At 29.1% G+C, this 19,456-nt stretch carries 20 protein-coding genes and 1 pseudogene; 13 read left to right on the top strand and 8 right to left on the bottom strand.

What is annotated here, in order from left to right; genetic code table 11:
- Positions 1-35 precede the first annotated feature (35 nt).
- The 3 genes from AT682_RS07635 to AT682_RS09930 are packed head-to-tail and all read left to right on the top strand — an operon-like array spanning position 36 to position 3,208.
- On the top strand, positions 36-983 hold the full coding sequence (locus AT682_RS07635) for a radical SAM/SPASM domain-containing protein (RefSeq protein ID WP_236017584.1): 948 nt from the start codon (positions 36-38) through the stop codon (positions 981-983).
- Positions 976-2,109, top strand: coding sequence for a class I SAM-dependent methyltransferase (locus tag AT682_RS07630; protein ID WP_002882512.1), 1,134 nt, complete (start codon positions 976-978; stop codon positions 2,107-2,109). The genes AT682_RS07635 and AT682_RS07630 overlap by 8 nt, the downstream gene beginning before the upstream one ends.
- Before the next feature lie 13 nt (positions 2,110-2,122).
- Positions 2,123-3,208, top strand: a complete 1,086-nt coding sequence (locus AT682_RS09930) for a DUF8374 domain-containing protein (protein ID WP_016818341.1) — start codon at positions 2,123-2,125, stop codon at positions 3,206-3,208.
- Here the strand turns inward: AT682_RS09930 and rsmD are convergent, their stop codons facing one another.
- From rsmD to AT682_RS07610, 3 genes are read right to left on the bottom strand one after another with little or no spacing between them, the layout of a single operon-like run.
- The gene (gene rsmD / locus AT682_RS07620) at positions 3,209-3,895 is read right to left on the bottom strand and encodes a 16S rRNA (guanine(966)-N(2))-methyltransferase RsmD (RefSeq protein ID WP_002883407.1); all 687 of its coding nucleotides are present in this window, start codon (positions 3,893-3,895) and stop codon (positions 3,209-3,211) included.
- Complete coding sequence (locus tag AT682_RS07615; RefSeq protein WP_002883406.1) at positions 3,888-4,271, bottom strand: hypothetical protein; 384 nt, start codon at positions 4,269-4,271, stop codon at positions 3,888-3,890. The genes rsmD and AT682_RS07615 overlap by 8 nt, the downstream gene beginning before the upstream one ends.
- Positions 4,268-5,341, bottom strand: coding sequence for a DUF5644 domain-containing protein (locus AT682_RS07610; protein ID WP_002883405.1), 1,074 nt, complete (start codon positions 5,339-5,341; stop codon positions 4,268-4,270). Before AT682_RS07610 ends, AT682_RS07615 begins: the two co-directional genes overlap by 4 nt.
- An 86-nt stretch (positions 5,342-5,427) precedes the next feature.
- Between AT682_RS07610 and thiL the strand changes: the two genes are divergently transcribed.
- The 3 genes and pseudogenes from thiL to AT682_RS07595 form a co-directional block, all read left to right on the top strand.
- Positions 5,428-6,249, top strand: a complete 822-nt coding sequence (gene thiL / locus AT682_RS07605) for a thiamine-phosphate kinase (RefSeq protein ID WP_002883403.1) — start codon at positions 5,428-5,430, stop codon at positions 6,247-6,249.
- Entirely contained in the window at positions 6,218-7,333 is a 1,116-nt protein-coding gene (truD, locus tag AT682_RS07600) for a tRNA pseudouridine(13) synthase TruD (protein ID WP_002883401.1), read from the top strand. Before thiL ends, truD begins: the two co-directional genes overlap by 32 nt.
- Before the next feature lie 121 nt (positions 7,334-7,454).
- Positions 7,455-7,767 (top strand): annotated as a pseudogene (locus AT682_RS07595) (hypothetical protein); the annotation flags it as partial.
- 160 nt (positions 7,768-7,927) lie between these two features.
- On the opposite strand, the gene AT682_RS07590 reads toward AT682_RS07595, so the two are convergent.
- The gene (locus AT682_RS07590) at positions 7,928-9,202 is read right to left on the bottom strand and encodes an alpha-2,3-sialyltransferase (protein WP_016818344.1); all 1,275 of its coding nucleotides are present in this window, start codon (positions 9,200-9,202) and stop codon (positions 7,928-7,930) included.
- 14 nt (positions 9,203-9,216) lie between these two features.
- Positions 9,217-10,314 (bottom strand): peptide chain release factor 2, encoded by a 1,098-nt coding sequence (gene prfB / locus AT682_RS07585; RefSeq protein ID WP_002883032.1) that lies wholly within the window; start codon positions 10,312-10,314, stop codon positions 9,217-9,219.
- 73 nt (positions 10,315-10,387) lie between these two features.
- On the opposite strand from prfB, the gene rimO reads away from it, so the two are divergent.
- Both rimO and tilS read left to right on the top strand, forming a co-directional pair.
- The gene (rimO, locus tag AT682_RS07580) at positions 10,388-11,707 is read left to right on the top strand and encodes a 30S ribosomal protein S12 methylthiotransferase RimO (protein ID WP_002883033.1); all 1,320 of its coding nucleotides are present in this window, start codon (positions 10,388-10,390) and stop codon (positions 11,705-11,707) included.
- Positions 11,697-12,662, top strand: a complete 966-nt coding sequence (gene tilS / locus AT682_RS07575; RefSeq protein ID WP_002883035.1) for a tRNA lysidine(34) synthetase TilS — start codon at positions 11,697-11,699, stop codon at positions 12,660-12,662. The genes rimO and tilS overlap by 11 nt, the downstream gene beginning before the upstream one ends.
- On the opposite strand, the gene AT682_RS07570 is transcribed toward tilS, so the two are convergent.
- Genes AT682_RS07570 through ciaI form a run of 3 tightly spaced genes read right to left on the bottom strand, consistent with a single transcriptional unit; the run spans position 12,645 to position 14,672 of the window.
- Positions 12,645-13,358, bottom strand: a complete 714-nt coding sequence (locus AT682_RS07570; RefSeq protein ID WP_002883036.1) for an EI24 domain-containing protein — start codon at positions 13,356-13,358, stop codon at positions 12,645-12,647. The two genes, tilS and AT682_RS07570, sit on opposite strands and share 18 nt — an antisense overlap.
- A 1-nt stretch (position 13,359) precedes the next feature.
- Entirely contained in the window at positions 13,360-14,049 is a 690-nt protein-coding gene (dut, locus tag AT682_RS07565; RefSeq protein WP_002856332.1) for a dUTPase, read from the bottom strand.
- Positions 14,050-14,084: 35 nt separating this feature from the next.
- Complete coding sequence (gene ciaI / locus AT682_RS07560; protein ID WP_016818345.1) at positions 14,085-14,672, bottom strand: intracellular survival protein CiaI; 588 nt, start codon at positions 14,670-14,672, stop codon at positions 14,085-14,087.
- A gap of 74 nt (positions 14,673-14,746) precedes the next feature.
- On the opposite strand from ciaI, the gene AT682_RS07555 reads away from it, so the two are divergent.
- The 5 genes from AT682_RS07555 to kpsD all read left to right on the top strand — a co-directional run bounded on the left by AT682_RS07555 (position 14,747) and on the right by kpsD (position 19,447).
- Positions 14,747-15,154, top strand: a complete 408-nt coding sequence (locus AT682_RS07555; protein ID WP_002781130.1) for a hypothetical protein — start codon at positions 14,747-14,749, stop codon at positions 15,152-15,154.
- A gap of 73 nt (positions 15,155-15,227) precedes the next feature.
- Positions 15,228-16,010 carry a capsule polysaccharide transporter KpsM gene (kpsM, locus tag AT682_RS07550; protein ID WP_002883228.1) on the top strand — a complete coding sequence of 261 codons (783 nt, stop codon included), beginning with the start codon at positions 15,228-15,230 and terminating at the stop codon, positions 16,008-16,010.
- Positions 16,007-16,669, top strand: coding sequence for an ABC transporter ATP-binding protein (gene kpsT, locus AT682_RS07545; RefSeq protein WP_002883229.1), 663 nt, complete (start codon positions 16,007-16,009; stop codon positions 16,667-16,669). The genes kpsM and kpsT overlap by 4 nt, the downstream gene beginning before the upstream one ends.
- Positions 16,669-17,787, top strand: coding sequence for a KpsE/RkpR family capsule polysaccharide export protein (kpsE, locus tag AT682_RS07540; RefSeq protein WP_002883230.1), 1,119 nt, complete (start codon positions 16,669-16,671; stop codon positions 17,785-17,787). Before kpsT ends, kpsE begins: the two co-directional genes overlap by 1 nt.
- Before the next feature lies 1 nt (position 17,788).
- Positions 17,789-19,447 carry a polysaccharide biosynthesis/export family protein gene (gene kpsD / locus AT682_RS07535; RefSeq protein WP_002883231.1) on the top strand — a complete coding sequence of 553 codons (1,659 nt, stop codon included), beginning with the start codon at positions 17,789-17,791 and terminating at the stop codon, positions 19,445-19,447.
- Positions 19,448-19,456: the final 9 nt, after the last annotated feature.

Here is a 19,456-nt window from a genome sequence, read left to right as displayed (position 1 = left end):
TAGTGAAAATATGAATAATCTTGCTAAGATTAAAGATGAAAAAATGGGTTTCATATAGGGAAATGTATGATAAGGCTTCTAAATTAGAGTTGGTTCCAAATTTTCCTATTCAAATTGATTTTGAGTTAAATGCCACTTGTAATCTTAGGTGTCCAATGTGTCCTTTATCTGTGGAGTCAAATAATGAAAAAAAACATTTTCAAATTTCTTATGATTTATTTTGTAAAATTATCGATGAAGGTGTAGTAAATGGTTTACAGTCTATAAGACTTAATTATTTAAATGAACCTTTACTAAGAGACGATTTAGAAAACTTTATTCGTTATGCTAAGGATAAAGGAGTGTTGGATATTTATTTTTCTACTAATGGAACTTTATTAACTAAAGAGAGAGCAAAGAAATTAATTGAAGCAGGTCTTGATAGAATTCAAATATCCTTAGATGCAAACTCGCAAGAACTTTATGAGCAAATGAGACCTGGAAGTAATTATAAAAAAGTTGTTGATAATGTTTTAAATTTGATTGAGTTGAAAAAATCAATGCAAAGTTTAACTCCTTTGGTTCGTGTAAATTTTGTTCGAACTGAAATTAATGAACATGAATTGGATAATTTTATGTCTTTTTGGAAAGATAAGGCAGATATGATAGGTGTTCAAGAGATGGTTAAACCTCCTAGGAGTAAAAAAGAAATAAAAAGTAAAACTACTGAAAAAAAATCTGAATTCCAGTGTTCATTTCCATATAAAAATTTAGTAATCACGGCTGAAGGAAATGTTCTTCCTTGTTGTACATTTTATGGCGATGAAATGCCAATGGGGAATATACATGATTTTTTAAAGAGTGAAGAGGCAAAAACTAAGGGTATTATAGAATATTTTTGGAATCATACCAAGATTAATTCATTGAGAGATTTGCATAAAAATTGTAAGTATTATAAACATTCTATTTGCAAAAAATGTGTTGAAGGTGCTTTGTATGAATGATATAAAATTTATTAAGCGTCAAAAATGTACTATAAATGACACGGAATTAGAGCTTTTATCTAGAGATGAATTTCCTTTGTTTTGTGGTTGTGTTAAAAGTGATTTAAAAGACGATTTGATTTGTGAGCAAGAATGGGTTATTTCTAAAGAAGGTGTGATTCAACTTAAAAATCTTACTCCTTTAGAAATTTTATATGCAAATGGACATGATGCTGGGGTTGTTGGAGCTCTTTGGGAAGAGCATCATAGAGAATTTGCAGATTTTATCATAAAAAATAATTCTAAGAGTGTTTTAGAGATAGGTGGAGGACACGGAAAGCTTTCACAAAATTGCTTAAATTTAGCCGATATAAAATGGACTATAGTCGAGCCTAATTCGAAAAATAAACATAAAAATGTTGATTATATAGATGGATTTTTTCATAAAGAAATTTTTAATAATAGATGTTTTGATACTATTGTCCATAGTCATACTTTTGAGCATATTTATAATCCTCATGAATTTTTAGAAGAAATTTCTTCTGTTTTGATGGGGGGTAAGATGATATTTTCACTGCCAAATATGGAAAAATGGCTTGAAAATAAATTTACAAATTGTCTTAATTTTGAACATACCATATTTTTAAATGAAAATATTTTAGAGTTTTTATTACAAAAACATAAGTTTAAGATAATTCAAAAGCAGTATTTTAAAGAACACAGTATTTTTTATCATGTTTGCAAAGATGAAAACATCAATACTCAAAATATAGTTTTGAAAAATGAATATGAGAAAAATAAAAAATTATTTTTGGATATGAAAAAATATTATCAAGAGAAAATTTTATATCTAAATGAAATTTTAGAAAATACTACTAAAAAAGTTTATCTTTTTGGAGCACATTTATTTGGGCAATATTTGATTTTTCAAGGTTTAAATGCTGAAAAAATTATAAATATTTTAGATAATAATCCAAGTAAACAAGAAAAAAGACTTTATGGAACGAAATTTATAGTGAAATCGCCAAAAATCTTAAAAGATCAAGATGACTCCTTGGTGGTTTTAAATGCTGGTGTTTATAATGATGAAATAGAAAAAGATATTTTGGAGAATGTTAATAAAAACATAAGGATTTTAAAATGTTAATAAAGGATAAGCTTTGAAAAAAAGATTGGCAATACAGCTTTATGGTCATGTGAGAACTTTTGAGTATACAAGTAAAAATTTTTTTAAGAATATAGTAAACCCAAATTTAAAAGATGGGTATAAGGTAGATATATTTTTTTATACATGGAATGAATTTAATCGAAAAACCAAATCATGGCATGATCATGATATTTCTTTTCCAACTATGAATAATAAAAAGTTGTCTCAAAATGATATAACAACACTTTTGAAAATATATAACCCTAAATTATATGAGATTTCAGAATTGCCCGAAAATGAACATGGAATGTTAGCTTCTTATAATAAAGGTAGGGAATTAAGAAAAAAATATGAAAAGATGATGAATATTAAATATGATATAATATTAACTACAAGATTTGATATGTTATTTCATAAAGAAATGTCAATAGATTATTATTTAAATTTATATAAAAACGGAGAATTATCTCATTTTCCATTAAGTAATAGATTTTGTTTTTTTTCAACTTCGTTATTTAGGCTCGGTGTTATTGATTTTCGATACATTAATGAAGGGACGTTGTTTTTTTTCTCTAATTCCGATATAGAGTATAATGAGGCTTATACAGAAACAGATAATCTCTTAAAAATTATATTAAGTTATAATGTATTAAGTGAATATGATATTTTAAGAGAGTCGCAGGTTTTAAAAGTAAATAATAAAAATAAACCTTCAAATCAAACCGATAAAAATCATTATAGAAAAGCCAAATCCCGTATCCAAAATCATCTATCCTATAAACTAGGACAAGCTTTGATAGAAAATTCAAAAAGTATATTAGGATATATAAGAATGCCTTATGTATTATTATATATAAAAGACAAACATAAATTTGAACAAAAAGCCTATGAAGAAAAAATAAAAGAAAATCCAAATTTAGCCTTACCTCCTTTAGAAACTTATCCTGATTATAATGAAGCTTTAAAAGAAAAAGAATGTTTTACTTATAAATTAGGAGAAGCTTTGATACAAGCAAGTAAGAATTGGTATGGGGGGGGGTATATCAAATTTGCATTCAAAGATGTGCCTAGGTTGAAGAGGGAGTTTAGGAAGAGATAATTAGTTTAGGCTATAAAAACTTAAACTTGTTGATCCAAATTTCTTTTCTTTGACTTTTTGAAAATTTTGGATTTTTTCGGGAGTTTTTATGGTTGAGTGGTGTTCAAAAATGATTAAATTTAAAGTCTTTAAATCTAAATTTTCTAAAAAATGATAAATTTTTTCATAAATATCGCTAAAACCTTCCCTGATATCAAAAGGTGGATCAAGATATAAGATGATTTCATTTTTTGAATTTTCTATGAGTTTAGGTAAAATTTCAAAAGTATTTGCGTGGATAACTTCTAAATTTGGATCTATATTTTTAGCATTTTCTAAAGCAATTTTATAAGCTTTTACATCAAATTCTATAGCATAAGATTTTAAAGCATGATTACTTAGTGCTTCAGCCGCCATCAAAGCACTTCCGCCAAAGGCTTCAATGAAAATTTTATCTCTTAAATCTTCCCTTATTACATTAAAAACACAACTTTTTACTATGCTTTTAGTACTTCTTGTTGTTGTAAGGCTAGGTAAAAGTAGTTTTTTTCCTTTGTATTTACCACTTTCTATATTTGTATAAAGCTTTGTTTCTTTGACTTTTTTTATTTTTTCTTTAGGGGAACTAATTTCTTGTTTTTGAAGAAATTTTTTTCTTTTTTCATTGTGATTAAAAAAGTCTTTAACGCTTATAAATTCATCATTCATCATTAAGTGCTTTTACGAGTTTGTTTTTAAGATCTTTTATGGCAAGATCGATTTTATTTTCATAATCTTTTTTAAATTCCAAAGCAATAGCGTCAATTTTTTCTTCAAGCAGTCTTTTTTGTTCAAGTGCAAGTTGCAAAGCTGCTGCTTTTAAGGCATTATCAAATTCATTTAAAGACTCAAACAAGACTTCTTTGCTAAATGGTATGCTTAAAAATGGAGAGTTTTTAGAGATGATAAATAAGGGTTTTGCGGTGTGAATTTTTTCATCGCTAATGATGAAATCACAATCTTTTTTCATTACCAAATGATCTTTTAAAAAAAGTTCTAAAGTTTTTTCTATGATGAGATCTTTACATTCTAAAGAGATTTTCATATCAAACTAACCTTTAAAGTGTGATTTTTTAATGATGGAGCTTGTATGCCTTCGATAAGGGCTAAAAACTCAAAATGGCTCAAAATATAAAAGTCTTCAAATTCCCTTCCGCTTGTTTGCATAAGTTTTTTAGCACAAGTATCAAAAAGATAAAAATCTTTTTCTTCTTTTACTACCATAAAATCAGCCCCGCTATCATAAGCGTCCAAAACAATATCTGCAGCCATTTTATAGCTTAGCGTAGGATTTAGATTAAGCAAGCTAAAGCCATTATTTTTTGTACTGTTTTCATAGGAAATAAATTTAGCCTTAAGTTTGGATTTTAAAGTATCGCAAGCATTAAAACCATAAAAAGCTATATTGAAATCTTTAAAATTATGTTTAATTTCTTTAAGTTCTTTGATCTCATTATCAAAAGCATTGGTTTTAGGTAAATCAAAGTGTAAAATATTTTTATCAAAAAGCCCTAAATTTAAAATTTCATTTTGTAGGTTTTTGATCGTTGTTTCTAAAATTTCATTTTTGCTTTCAAGATGATAAAAAATACCCTTTTCTTTATCTGCTAAAGTTTTTAAAATTTCTATCTTTTTTTCAGGATATTTTTCTATCATTTTTGAAGCCAAATAAAACACTCCATCGCCCATATATTCAGGAAGATAGTCTAAAATTTCACTTGCATAATATAAATAATCATATTTTGCATAAAGCTTTTTATCTTCTTCATCGCCAAATTTTTCAAGATATTTGTATTTGTCTAAAAAATCATTTTTATCCATGATAAGATCTTTAATAGCTCTTTTTGTGCTTAAAGGTTCGATACAAAGACTAAAATCAAATTCTTTTGCTATTTTTTCCAAAGGTGTAAAAAGTGGTATGATTTGCTTATTTACAACTATGTAAGTATCTTCATCTTTATCAAAATCAAAATAAATATCATCATCTTGAACTTGCAAAAGCAGATCATAAAAGCTTGCAAAATTTTCATAATTATCATAAATATAAGGTTTATAATAAGCCTCATAATCCTTGGTTTTATCAAATCTAAAAATTCTTAATTCTAATTTTTTCATGGTTTTTCCTTAAATATTTCTATATTATATAAAATTTTTCTAAAATTCACTAGAATTTAAAAGGAAATTTTATAAAATCACGCATTATGAACAAAGAAGATTTTATTATCAAAGCTTTTTTAAATGAAAAAAATGGCGATGATGGAGCTGTTATTGATGATTGGTGTTTTAGTAAGGATTTGTTTTTTGAAAACGTGCATTTTAAAAGAGAGTGGCTTAGCTTAGAGCAAATTGCTACAAAAGCAATGCTTGTTAATATCTCAGATGCTATTGCGATGAATGCTGTGCCAAAATACGCACTTTTAGGACTTGCTTTACCAAAAAATTTAAGCGAAAATGAGATCAAAGCCTTGCAAAAAGGCTTCTTAAAAACATCTAGGAAATTTAATATAAAAATCATAGGCGGCGATACTATAAGCAATGATAAAATAGACATTAGTCTTACTATCATTTCAAAGATTAACAATAAAGCTGTTTTTAGAAAAGGTTTAAAAAAGGGACATTTGCTTGCTTATACAGGAAAATTAGGGCGAAGTTTAAAAGGGCTTGAAATTTTACAAAATGGGGGTGCTTTAAAACCAAACCATGTATTTATAAAGCCAAAATTAAGAGCTAGTTTTTTTTATGAAATCGCACCTTTAATTTCTTGTGCTATGGATATTTCAGATGGTTTAAGCAAAGATTTATCAAGGCTTTTAGCCTTAAATAAATGTGGTATTTCTTGGTTTAAAAAACTTGATGATTATACGCTTTATAGTGGAGAAGAATATGAAATTTTGTTTGCTTTTGATGAAAAAGAGCGTCAAAATATAAAAACAATAGCCAAAAAACACGGCGTGAAATTAAATATCTTTGGAAAAGCAGTGAAAGGAAAATATGGATTTAGCGGAAGAGAACACCATTTTTAAGCCTTTGTATAGTTTAAAACACAGCCCTATTAATGCGTATTTTAGTAAAAATAGCGATGATTTTGTAGTGCGTGAAAGACCTTTGTATGAATTTAGTGGTAAGGGCGAGCATCTTATTTTGCATATCAATAAAAAAGATTTAACCACAAATGAAGCTTTAAAAATTTTAAGCGAAGCAAGTGGGGTTAAAATAAGAGATTTTGGTTATGCAGGGCTTAAAGACAAGCAAGGATCAACCTTTCAATACCTTTCTATGCCTAAAAAATTTGAGAGTTTTTTGTCAAATTTTTCTCATCCTAAACTTAAAATTTTAGAAACTTTTATCCATGAAAACAAGCTAAGGATAGGGCATTTAAAAGGAAATTCTTTTTTCATACGCTTAAAAAAAGTTTTACCAAGTGATGCTTTAAAACTAGAACAAGCTTTGATGAATTTGGATAAACAAGGTTTTGCGAATTATTTTGGTTATCAGCGTTTTGGAAAATTTGGGGATAATTACAAAGAAGGGTTTGAAATTTTGCGTGGCAAAAAGATGAAAAATGTAAAAATGAAAGAGTTTTTAATTTCAGCTTTTCAAAGTGAGCTTTTTAATCGCTATTTGAGTAAAAGAGTGGAGTTATCACATTTTGCAAATGATTTTAGCGAAAAAGAATTGATCCAAATTTATAAAATTTCTAAAGAAGCCAAGGAACTTAAAAAACAAGAGCAATTTTTTAAACTTTTAAAAGGCGAGGTTTTAGGGCATTATCCTTTTGGAAAGTGTTTTTTATGTGAGGATTTGAGTGCTGAGCTTGAGCGTTTTAGAGCAAGAGACATTAGCGCTATGGGACTTTTAATCGGTGCTAAGGCTTATGAAACAGGAGAAGGTTTGGCTTTAAATTTAGAAAATGAAATTTTTAAAGATGCTTTGGAGTTTAAGGCTAAAATGCAAGGTTCAAGACGCTTTATGTGGGGATATTTAGAAGGGTTAAAATGGCGTTATGATGAAGAAAAAGCTCATTTTTGTATAGAGTTTTTCTTGCAAAAAGGCTCTTATGCTACTGTGGTTTTAGAAGAAATTTTGCATAAAAATTTGTTTGAGTGAAATGATTATGAGTTAAATTTTTATGTGATTTTTACTTTAGAATTTATTGCAAAAATGATATTTAAATTTTAAATTTAGGTATAGTTATATTAATTTAATTTTAAAACTAGGAGCAAAAATAATGAAAAAGATTTTAACAAGTGCTTTGGCTTTGGGAGCTATGACTTTAATTATAGGTTGTGGCGATGGCGGTTTAGTCGAATTAAAAAACAATGGCAACGATCAAGCTATGTTTGATTTAGGTAATCAAGAGATTATGAAAAAAATATCCAAATTATAAGCTTCATGATTATACTTCAGTCAGAGCAATTAGTGATTTCAAAGACCCAGAAGGTAAAATCAAAGAAATGAAGCGTGATTTAGAAATAGATAAATATCCATATTCAAACTATGTTTTCTTATTAAATCCAAACGATAAAAAAGACTATAAAGTTGTTTATGTTCGTTGCGATAGTGATCTTAAAAAAAGAATTTATTGTCCTGTAGTTGATGCCTATAGAATTTATGTAAGATAATAAAACAAGCGGGAAAGTCCCGCTATCTTTCTAATTTTTTTATACCGATTTTTTTATACCGACATTTTGCAGAAATTACTTATTTTTCTTTTATTTCTCTCTTTAACCTAGACACATCTTTGAAGTAAAACTTGATATACCCCCCCCCATACCAATTCTTACTAGCTTTAATAAATTCTTCTCCTAGTTTATAAGTAAAACATTCTTTTTCTTTTAAAGCTTCTTTATAATCAGGATAAGTTTCTAAAGGAGGTAAGGCTAAATTTGGATTTTTCTTTACTTTAAATTTATAAGCCTTTTGTTCTTGTTTATGTGAAATAACAATACTTAATATTATAAAAGGTAAAGATAAATAGCCTAATACACTTTTAGAATTTATAATCAAAGCCTGTCCTAGTTTATAGGATAGATGGTTTTGAATTCTTGTTTTAGCTCGTTGAGTGGTTTGTTTTTTTAATACCGCAATTTCTTTGTTTAAAAATTTAATTAAATTATCTTTAGAATGAAGAATATTATAAAAATCAAGCATAATTTTATTATCAGCTTTAAGTTGATTTTTATAAAAACTTACGCCAGGAGTATTGTCAGTCAATAAAATATCATTTATAGAATTATTATGCTTATTTTCTAAAGTGAAATTGTTATTAATATTAATTGATAAAGGAAAATGATTTGCCAAAATAGAATCATCACACAATGCGTAGATATTAACTTTGTATATTGATTTTAACAATTTTAATGCTTCTATATCGTATTCCTTAGAATGACAATTTGAAGGTTTGAAATCTTTTATTCCAGGAAAGATTGTTTTTATATTTGTACTCATAGCTTCAAAAGGATAAATAACATCTCCTTCATAAAAATCAATGCCACATAAATAGATGGTTTTATATCCTAATGCAATAGCAATTGCACACATATAGACGCCTGAAGTAATTCTTTTATTGAAATAAATTTCATTGTATTTTATATAAGCATAAAATTCTTTAAGGTTTTCAATAACTTCATAGCCAAGTTTTGCATCGGGGAAAAAATTATAAAATTGATGTAAAAAATCATTGCTTTCAATAAAAGATAAATTAAATGTAGAGCAAAAAATATTTTTTATTTCATACTCATTTTTTAGTATAAGTTGTTTTGCAGTGTGATACTGTTGTAAAAAGACACCAGGATTAAAAAATACTGCTTTAATCTTTTTTCCTAAATAATACTTATCTTCAAAATAAAACTGGTTACACCTAAAAACATCATATTCTCTAGGCAGTCTTTTATAATTAATATTTTTTAGGCTAGGTCCATTTCCTGCTATGATTATATTTTGCATATTTTTACTAACAATGAGTTCATTTTCCATTCTAGTCCTTGTCATTACTCCGCTTTTAAAGCAATCAAAACGCCTTCTATCATTTTCTTAATATCCCCATCAAGGATATTATCCACTTGAGAAAAAGCTTCTCCACTGCGATTGTCTTTGACTTGCTGATAAGGGAAAAGCACATAAGAGCGGATTTGATGCCCCCAGCCTATCTCGCTTTTTTCTCCAGCATTAGCACTATCTTGTTGTTTCATGAGTTCAAGTTCATAAAGGCGAGATTTTAGCATTTTAAAAGCGGTAGCTTTGTTTTTGTGCTGACTTCTGTCATTTTGGCATTGTACAACTATACCAGTTGGAAAATGCGTGATTCTCACAGCTGATTCTGTTTTATTAACATGTTGTCCGCCTGCACCACTTGCTCTGTAATAATCTATTCTTATATCTTTTTCTTCGATTTCAATTTCTATATCATCATCAAGTTCAGGACTTACCATAACACTTGAAAAGCTTGTATGGCGGCGTCCTGCACTATCAAAAGGAGAAGTTCTTACCAAACGATGGATACCATTTTCAGCCTTTAAATAACCATAAGCATTTTCGCCTTTAACTAAAAAGCTCACATCTTTAAGCCCTGCTTCTTCGCCTTCTTGAAAGTCTAGAGTTTCGACTTTAAAACCTTCTCTTTCGCAAAATCTTAAATACATTCTATAAAGTATGCTTGCCCAGTCATTACTTTCTGTTCCGCCCGCACCTGGATGAATGGAAACAATGGCATTTTTACCATCATTTTCCCCACTTAAAAGCATGGAAATTTCAAGACTTGTGATAGTATCTTCAAGTTTTGGTGCATCATTAAATAAAGCTTCAAGCGTTTCTGTATCGTTTTCGCTATTGGCTAGATCGAAAAGTTCGTTTGCGTCATTTAGTGCATTAAAAGCATTTTCATAGTTTTTAAGTAGATTGGTGATTTTGGTTTTTTCTTTTCCTATGATCCCTGCTTGTTTCACATCACTCCAAAAAGAAGGAGAATTTTCAAGTTCTTCGATTTCTTTAAGCCTTGTTTGGATATTTTCAGGCTTGATGATGGAGGCTATGTTGCCGACTTTGTTTTTTAAAGTTTTTAAAAGTTCGCTAAATTCGTAATTATCCATAAAATTTCTTTGCTATAATTATATTTTTAAAATCAAAAATTATATCAAAAGAAAACTTTAATATAGGAAAAAAATGTCAAAACTTTATCTTATGTCTTTAGGTTGTAATAAAAATTTAGTCGATAGTGAGATCATGCTAGGACGCCTTAGTGCTTATGAGCTTTGCGATGAACCAAGCAAAGCCGATGTTTTGATCGTAAATACCTGTGGTTTTATCGATAGTGCAAAAAAAGAAAGCATTAATGCGATTTTGGATTTGCACGAACAAAGAAAAAAAGATTCTCTTTTGGTGGTTACGGGTTGTTTGATGCAGCGTTACCGCGAAGAACTTATGAAAGAACTTCCTGAGGTTGATCTTTTCACAGGTGTGGGTGATTATGAAAGAATTGATGAAATGATACTTAAAAAAACAAATTTATTTTCCAATTCGACTTATTTGCAGGGTGAAAATTCCAAACGCATTATCACAGGTTCAAATTCCCATGCTTTTATAAAAATCGCCGAAGGTTGTAATCAAAAATGCTCTTTTTGTGCCATCCCAAGTTTTAAAGGCAAGTTAAAATCTCGCGAAATAAGTAGCATTATAGCTGAGCTTAAAGATTTGGTGGCTAGAGGTTATAAGGACTTTTCTTTTATTGCACAAGATACGAGTTCTTATTTGTTTGATAAGGGTGAAAAAGATGGGCTTATACGCTTAATCGATGAGGTGGAAAAAATCAAAGGCATAAGAGCGGCTAGAATTTTATATCTTTATCCTACGAGTGCGAGTGAAGCTTTGATCAAACGCATTATAGCTTCTGAAATTTTTGTAAATTATTTTGATATGCCTTTACAACACATAAGTGATAATATGCTTAAAATCATGAAGCGTGGGGCAAATAGCACAAGACTTAAAGAAATGCTAAATTTAATGAAAAGTGTGCCAAATAGTTTTTTACGCACGGGCTTTATCGTAGGGCATCCAGGTGAAAGTGAGGCGGATTTTGAAGAGCTTTGTGCGTTTGTTAAAGACTTTGGTTTTGATAGGATAAGCGTTTTTGCGTATTCTAAGGAAGAAGATACAGCCGCTTTTGATATGGAGCAAGTGTCTTTTAAAGTGATCAATAAAAGGCTTAAAATCATAGAAAAAATTGTTGATGAAGTGATAGAAAAAAGTTTTGAAAAAGAAGTAGGGCAAAAGCGTTTAGTAGTTTGCACAGGAGAAAGTAGTGAGGGAGAGTTTTTTATCGCAGCTAAAGATTTAAGATGGGATAGAGAGATTGATGGAGAAATTCTTATCAATGAAAGCGAATGTGGAAATTTAGAAATGGGGCAAATTTATGAATGTGAAATTTTACAAAACCTTGATAAAAAGCTCCTTGCTAAGGCTTTAAGAAAAGTAGATGCAAATTAAAGATGAAATTTTAGCCCTTTTAAAAAAGGGTAAAAATTTACTCGCTTTTTCTTATGGAAGTGATTCTAGTGCGCTTTTTTATCTTTTAATGCAAGAAAAGATCGACTTTGATCTTGTGATGATAAATTACAAAACAAGAAAAAATAGTGATTTAGAAGAGTTAAAAGCCAAAGAACTTGCTTTAAGATTTCATAAAAAAATTTTCATAAAACACGCTCCTAAATTTCAAAGTAATTTTGAAAAAAAAGCCAGAGATTTTCGCTATGATTTTTTTGAAAAAATTTGTCTTGAGCAAGATTATGATCATCTTATCTTAGCCCATCATTTAAACGATCAATTTGAATGGTTTTTGATGCAACTTTCACGAGGAGCAGGTTTGGCTGAAATTTTAGGTATGCAAGAGTGTGAAAAACGCCAAAATTATACACTTTTACGCCCTTTACTCTTTATAAGTAAAGATGAAATTTCATCTTTTTTAAAAGAAAAAGATATTTTTTATTTCCATGATGAAAGTAATGAAAATGAAAAATATTTTAGAAATTATATAAGAAAAAAATTCTCTAATGCCTTTGTGAGTAAATTTCATCAGGGTTTAAAAAGAAGTTTTTCTTATCTTGATGAAGATAGGAAAAAACTTTATGATTTTGAAAATATCAAAGAAATTCAAGGACTTCTTATTTGCCCTAAAAATGAAAGCTTGATCGCTAGAGCGGTGAAAATTAAAGGTTTACTTTTAAGCACAGCACAAAGAAAGGAGCTTTTAAGGGGTGATTGTGTTTTAGGTGGTAAAATAGCACTTGTATATAAAAACGAACAAGCTATTGTTTTTGAGTATGAAACTTGTCAAAAATTACCTAAAAATTTTAAAGAAGAATGCAGAATAGCTAAAATTCCAAGACTTTTAAGAGCTTATTTATATAATCATAAAATCGATATTTCAAGCCTTAGCTTTTAGTTTTAAAATTCTTTGATAGCCTAAATGTGTGAGAAAAATCATAAAAAACACTTGTAAAAAAAGTCCTAAAAGTGGTACTGATGAGAGTAGATAAAAACAAAGAGTGCTAAATTTAAACTCTAAAGGCGAAAAATCAGAATGAAAGCTTTTAAAACTTTCTTTGTCTAAAATCGTGCTTGTAATATCAATCATTAAAAGTTTGTGAAAGAGATAATAAAAGGCAAGATAATATACAAAAATATTGATAAAAGGTAAAAATAAAGCCAAGGTGCAAAGTAAAAAAATCCCTATAAATTTTATAAATATTTTAAAAATTTCAAAGATAGTTTTTAGGGTTGAAACTTCGTTTGTATTATCATAATGGTAATATTTTTGGTTGATTTCTTTAGCGATAAAAGGAGTGAGAAAAGAAGTGATAAAAAGGGCTAAAAAAACCGAAGCAAAAACAACAATAAAACCTGAAAATAAAAAGCTTATGATGGTGATTAAAATTTGCACAAAATGAAGGGCATAAAACCACGCCCAAAACGAATCCTCTCCAACGCTAAATAAAGAATTAAAATAATCCAGCAAAGCCGAAAAGCCAAGTACTCCTAAAAAAAGCATAAGTACAAGGCTAAAAATCAAAGGAATTAAGGCAAATTTTAAAAATTTAAGACTTAAAAAATCTTTGATCGCAAGTTTTAAAATATCCAAATTATGCCTTTTTGTAGCATTCTTCTAGTTTTTTATAAATAGCATCAAAATCAAGCTCTTGTTCTAAAATTTGAGCTAAAACTTCATTATCTTCTTTACCATTCCAAGTTTTTTTATAGCTACCATCTTTGTAACCATTGTTTTGTCTAAAAATATTTAAAACATTTTTACCTATGTAGGTTTTATAAAGAATTTCAAGATTTAGCCCACATTTAATAGCTAGGGTAAAATAGGTTGAAAGCAATTCTCCAAGATTAAATCCAAAGCCACTGCATTTATGGATAATAAGCTCTATGTCATTTAAAATACCATAAATATCACTCTCATTAGGATGCTCTTCTTCTTTGCAAAAATCCTGAAATACACTCACTGAAATCACTTCATTGGCTATAATTTTAAAATTGTTTCCATTTTTATTGCGATATTCTTCAAGTAAAAGACTTAAGATAAAATGCCAAATATCAACAATCTCTATGCGTACATTTTCCCAATTTGTTGGACTTGAAATGTTTTTCCAATGTTTCCATGCAAAAGAGTCTATAAGTTCTGCACATTCCATATAAATACAGCGTCTCCAACTGATCAGTTTTCCTTCTTTGGTATAGCCATTTTCCCAATTTAAGCCGTTTGTTTCATCGTTGAGTTTTTGTTGGAGTTTGAGCATATTTTCTAAAATTTCGATATTTGTCATTTAAAACTCCTTGATAATTTTTAATATTATATGATTTAAGCGTAAAGATTTAAACTATCATCTGTCTTATCTTGATTTTCCTTGGCTTTTTCTTGTTGTTTTTCAAGTTGTTTTTCAAGTTGTTTTTCAAGTTGTTTTTTCATTTGTTCTAAAACTTCATCGAGAAGTTTTTTGCTATCTTCAAGCATAGAAGCATTGATATCTTTATCATCTGTTTGATTTTGTTTTAGTAAATCACTGAGTTTATTTGTAAAATTATTCATAATAGCATTTTGATGGTTTTCATCATTTGGTGTTGGTAGAACATTTGCCATTTGCATAGCTGATTCTATAATTTCTTTTGGCTTTAACTCTCCGACTTTAGAATTTGCTAAAAAGTCTTTGATCATAGGTTCAACTTCTTTCATAGCATTTTTAATCTCATCAAGATCATTTTGTGTGAGCTTAGAGCCTTCAAAAGTAAAACTAAAGCCATACTGACGCTTAAGATTAAGAGTCTTGCCTTCTTCATTGTTTGCATAACTTACGCTTTGATTATCATACATAGATAAGGCTAAATGTTTGCCACTTTTTGTTGTATAATCCATCGAAAAACTTTGGTTTTTGCTAGCATCAATTTGCATTTCTTCCCCTTATATTTATAGTTTAAATTAAAAATCGGTTATTTTTAAAAATATTTTAGTATAATTTTTACAATATGGATGAAAGAATTTTAGAATTTATAAAAAATGAGCAGCTTTTATCTTGGGCTATGATTGATGAAAAAGGTGTTTATACAGCTAGTGCTTTTTATGCTTTTGATGAGAAGAATTTAGCTTTTATTATCGCTTCTCATGAAGATACTAAGCATATAAGATTAGCCAGTGAAAATTCAAGTATAGCACTTAATATAGCCAAAGAAAGTAAAATAGCCTTTTTAAAAGGTGTGCAAGCTAAGGCCGAGTTTAAAATGGCAAGCAAGGAGCAAATGAAAATTTATTTTTCTAAATTTCCCTTTGCTAAACTTGATAAAAGTGCAAAAATTTATGCCTTAGAGCTTTTTTGGCTTAAATTTACTAACAATGCTTTAGGACTTAGTAAAAAGCTTGAGTTTTGTAAAAAATAAATTTTTATGATTTTGTTTAAAAAAATGAGTTATGATTATGGTTTATGTAAAATTGTTAGGTTATAGAAAATAAATGTTAAATGTAATTCACGCTTTATTTTTTAGAGAGTTAAAAACTAGATTTGGTGTTAATAGGCATTTGGGTTATCTTTGGGTAGTTGGAGAACCAATGTCAATAACGCTTGCGATCACGGTAATTCTCACCATTATAAGAGAATATCATCATCAAGTTATGCCTGAGGGAATTTCTATTTTTATGTTTTTGATTTCAGGCATTATGCCTTTTTTTATGTTTAGAAGTATAGTAACCCAGCTTATGAATGGTACTCAGGCAAATTTGGCTCTTTTTGCTTATAAACCTGTAAAGCCTATACATGTATTTATTGCTAGAACTTTGCTCGAATTTTGTATTTATTTTGTGATTTTTATCACTGTGCTTTTTTTTGCAGGATGGTTTTTTAGATTTGATGTATTTCCTGTTCATTTACTTGGAGTTTTATTTTGTATTTTTTTACTCATATGCTCAGCTTTTGCTTTAGGGATTTGTTTTGCTATTATTTGGCACTTTGTAGAACCTTTAAGAACTTTATTAGCTTATTTTAGCATAGTGTTTTATTGGAGTTCTGGGATTATATTTCCTACTTGGCTTATGCCAAGACTTTTGCTTGATATATTTTATTATAATCCTTTGCTTCACATAATGGAGCTTTTAAGATTTAATTTTTTTGAGAATTATCCTTTGCAAGATGAATATAGTTATTTTTATGCTATATTTTGGATTTTACTTGTTTTATTTATAGGACTTTTTGTCTATTACTATAACAGACAAGCTTTAACGGCGGCAAAAAAAGAATGATAAAGTTAATCAATCTAACAAAATCTTATCCTTTATTTAGCGGTGGGAGGCATTATGTTTTTAAAAATTTTACTTTTGAATTTCCTGAAAATTGTAGTATAGGATTGATGGGGGGTAATGGTGCAGGTAAGTCCACTCTCATGAGACTTTTAAGCGGAGCAGAGCTTCCTGATAGTGGCAAGATAATTACTAATAAAAAATTATCTTGGCCTTTGGGATTAAATGGAGCTTTTCAAGGTTCTTTAACCGCCAGAGATAATGCTAAATTTGTAGCTAGAGTATATGGTTATAAAGGACAAGAACTTCAAGAAAAAGTAAAATTTGTAGAAGATTTTGCAGAGCTTGGGAAATTTTTTGATGAGCCTATGAAGACTTATTCTTCAGGAATGAGTGCTAGGATAGCTTTTGGACTTAGCATGGCTTTTGATTTTGATTATTATTTGATCGATGAGGCTGGAGCTGTTGGAGATCCTGCTTTTAGGGAAAAAAGTGTGAAATTATATAGAGAAAGATTAAGCAAATCAAAAGTGATTATGGTATCTCATAATGTAGCTGAAATTAAAGAATGGTGTGATAAAATAATTTATATGAAAAATGGACAAATTACGGTTTATGATGATGTAGATGAAGGAATAGCTGTATATCAAGGAAAAGCTTAATGGAAGAAAATAAAACTTTATTAGAACAAATCAAAGATTTAAGTATATTTGATTCTTTTAAAATTGTTTGGTTTATAATGATTTTTGTTGTGATTTATTATACATTGATTGCAGCACCAAGATATGTAAGCACGATGATTTTAGATGTTAGATCAACAAGTGGAGAAAGTGCTCAAACAAGTGGAATCTTGTCTTTGCTTAGTAGTACTTCTACAGCAAGCGAAGATTTAAATTATCTAAAAGGTTATATAGAATCAAGTGATATGTTAAAGATTTTAGATGAGAAAATTAAACTTAAAAATCTTTATCAAGAGCAACATATAGATTTACCTTTTAAAATTTGGGATTCAAGCTCGATAGAATCTTATCTTAAATACTACCAAGCAAGAGTTAAGGTTCATACGGATGAAACCACTAAACTTTTAAAAGTTGAAGTAGAGGGTTTTACACCTAAATCAGCTCATTTGATTGCTCAAACTATTATGCAAGAAAGCGAAAAGTTTATCAACGAAATCTCTCATAAAGCAGCTAGAGAACAAATGGCTTTTGCTGAAAATGAAGTACAAAAATACAAAGAACGATATCAAAAAGCACAAAACGATTTGATTGCTTTTCAAAATAAATACGGAGTTTTCGATCCTTTAAAGCAAGCTGAAACTAAAGCGAGTTTGGTTGCACAAATTGAGGCTAATCTAGCTCAAAAAGAAGCCAAACTTTTAACCTTACAAAGCTATATGAATGATGCAGCACCTGAAGTAGTAGCACTTAAAGCAGAAATTGAAGCAATCAAAAAACAACTTTTAAGGGAAAAATCTAAAATCTCAGCCAATAATCCTGCTCAAAAATTAAATGACTTGGCTGCTAAATTTCAGGATTTAACTATAGAAGCTACTTTTGCGCAAAAAGCTTATGAAGCAGCTTTAAAAGCTTATGAAAGTGCTAGAATAGAAGCATTAAGAAAAATAAAACAACTTGTCATCATTCAAAGTCCAGATATTCCAGAAAGTGCAAAATATCCTGAAAGAATTTATGATATTTTAACAGCATTTATTGTATTATCTTTGATTTTTGGGATTGTTAAATTTATTAAAATGATAATAGAGGAGCATAAGTATTAAAATGAAGAAAATATTAATTTTATTTTTTAGTTGTATTTTATGTTTTGGAGCTGTGGATGTTTCACAAATCATTTCAGCGGAAGATCAAGGTTCTACTACAACTAGTATAGATCAAAATTTAAGCTCAAATTATGATATAGCAAATAAAGAAAATAATCTTACAAAAATTCATCAAATTTTAGTATTTGGTGCTCATCTTTTTAATGGAAATTTTAAAAATTACAATCAAAGAGTTTATAACCCAGATTATAAGATCGCAGTCGGTGATCAAATCAGTCTTAAAATTTGGGGAGCTGTTGAGTTTTCGCAAGTTTTAGTGGTGGATTCTCAAGGAAATATTTTTATCCCTAAAGTAGGAGCTGTAAATTTACTAGGTGTGAAAAATAGTGCCCTTGTAAGTGTTATAAAAGCACGTGTTAATAAAATCTATAAAAGCAATGTTTTTGTTTATGCAGATATGAATGCTTATCAAAATGTCAGTGTTTTTGTAACAGGAAGCGTTAATGCTCCAGGACTTTATCAAGGACTTAGTTCGGATTCAGTAATACAGTATCTTGATAAAGCAAGGGGTATAAATTTAGAATATGGAAGTTTTAGAGATATTCAAATTTTGCGCAATAACAGTGTGATAAAAAATATCGATTTATATGATTTTTTACTAAAGGGGCAAATGGATCTTTTTCCTTTTAGAAGCGGAGATGTTATTTTAGTAGGAAATGTTCAAAATTACGCTTTTGTTAACGGTGATGTGCAAAGACCTTTTCGTTTTGAACTTTCAAATGATATTAAAACTTTAGCTGACTTAGCTAGAGTATCAGGTGCTAAACCTATCGTGACTAATGCTATCGTAAAAAGTTATGGTGAAGATCATAAACTTGATGTCAGTGCTTATAATAAAATGCAATTTTCAAAAGTTTTACTTAGAACGGGAGATGAGGTAGAATTTCACCCTGAGTATGTTTCTGAAAATATAACTATAAGTGTAAATGGCGAGCATAATGGTTTAAAAACTTTAGTTGTGGGCAAAGGAACGACTTTGGAAGATATTTCTAAACTAATCAAGGCTAATCCGCAATCAAATATGCAAGCTTTGCAAGTATTTAGAAAAAGTGTAGCTAGAACTCAAAAAGAACTTATCAATGCTCAGCTTAAAGAGCTTGAAACTCTAGCTTTAACTAGCAGTTCTGTTACAGCTCAAGGCGCAGCTATAAGAGCTCAACAAGCAAAAACGATTTTAGAATTTATCCAAAGAGCTAAGCAAGTAGAGCCTAAGGGTCAAATTGTCATCGATAATCCAAAGTCTTATAATTCGGTTATTTTAGAAGATGGTGATACTATTAATGTACCAAGTAAGAATAATCTCATCATAGTTCAAGGTGAAGTTTCTTTGCCAGGGGCTTTTGTGTATGATAAAGGAAAAGATTTAAGATATTATATCAATCTTGCAGGAGGTTATGGAGAAAGAGCGGATACTTCAAAAGTTTTGGTGATACGAAGCAATGGAAAAGCTGAAAAATATCATAGTGGTATAGATATGAAACCAGGCGATTCTGTGTTGGTATTGCCAAAAGTGGATAGTGAGAATTTGCAAATTTTTTCAATGTTAACTCAAATTCTTTATCAGATTGCTATCGCAACCAATGTTGTGCTTAATCTTTAAGGTTTAAAA

Source organism: Campylobacter jejuni (assembly GCF_001457695.1).
In the GTDB taxonomy this organism is placed as follows: Bacteria; Campylobacterota; Campylobacteria; order Campylobacterales; family Campylobacteraceae; genus Campylobacter_D; species Campylobacter_D jejuni.
This window is presented reverse-complemented; position numbering and strand designations above follow the sequence as displayed.

Coding starts and splice junctions, on each gene's coding strand:
- AT682_RS07635 (WP_236017584.1), top strand. CDS start 36: ATGAAAAAATGGGTTTCATATAGGGAAATGTATGATAAGGCTTCTAAA.
- AT682_RS07630 (WP_002882512.1), top strand. CDS start 976: ATGAATGATATAAAATTTATTAAGCGTCAAAAATGTACTATAAATGAC.
- rsmD (WP_002883407.1), bottom strand. CDS start 3,895: ATGAATGATGAATTTATAAGCGTTAAAGACTTTTTTAATCACAATGAA.
- AT682_RS07615 (WP_002883406.1), bottom strand. CDS start 4,271: ATGAAAATCTCTTTAGAATGTAAAGATCTCATCATAGAAAAAACTTTA.
- AT682_RS07610 (WP_002883405.1), bottom strand. CDS start 5,341: ATGAAAAAATTAGAATTAAGAATTTTTAGATTTGATAAAACCAAGGAT.
- thiL (WP_002883403.1), top strand. CDS start 5,428: ATGAACAAAGAAGATTTTATTATCAAAGCTTTTTTAAATGAAAAAAAT.
- truD (WP_002883401.1), top strand. CDS start 6,218: ATGGATTTAGCGGAAGAGAACACCATTTTTAAGCCTTTGTATAGTTTA.
- AT682_RS07590 (WP_016818344.1), bottom strand. CDS start 9,202: ATGGAAAATGAACTCATTGTTAGTAAAAATATGCAAAATATAATCATA.
- prfB (WP_002883032.1), bottom strand. CDS start 10,314: ATGGATAATTACGAATTTAGCGAACTTTTAAAAACTTTAAAAAACAAA.
- rimO (WP_002883033.1), top strand. CDS start 10,388: ATGTCAAAACTTTATCTTATGTCTTTAGGTTGTAATAAAAATTTAGTC.
- tilS (WP_002883035.1), top strand. CDS start 11,697: ATGCAAATTAAAGATGAAATTTTAGCCCTTTTAAAAAAGGGTAAAAAT.
- dut (WP_002856332.1), bottom strand. CDS start 14,049: ATGACAAATATCGAAATTTTAGAAAATATGCTCAAACTCCAACAAAAA.
- ciaI (WP_016818345.1), bottom strand. CDS start 14,672: ATGCAAATTGATGCTAGCAAAAACCAAAGTTTTTCGATGGATTATACA.
- AT682_RS07555 (WP_002781130.1), top strand. CDS start 14,747: ATGGATGAAAGAATTTTAGAATTTATAAAAAATGAGCAGCTTTTATCT.
- kpsM (WP_002883228.1), top strand. CDS start 15,228: ATGTTAAATGTAATTCACGCTTTATTTTTTAGAGAGTTAAAAACTAGA.
- kpsT (WP_002883229.1), top strand. CDS start 16,007: ATGATAAAGTTAATCAATCTAACAAAATCTTATCCTTTATTTAGCGGT.
- kpsE (WP_002883230.1), top strand. CDS start 16,669: ATGGAAGAAAATAAAACTTTATTAGAACAAATCAAAGATTTAAGTATA.
- kpsD (WP_002883231.1), top strand. CDS start 17,789: ATGAAGAAAATATTAATTTTATTTTTTAGTTGTATTTTATGTTTTGGA.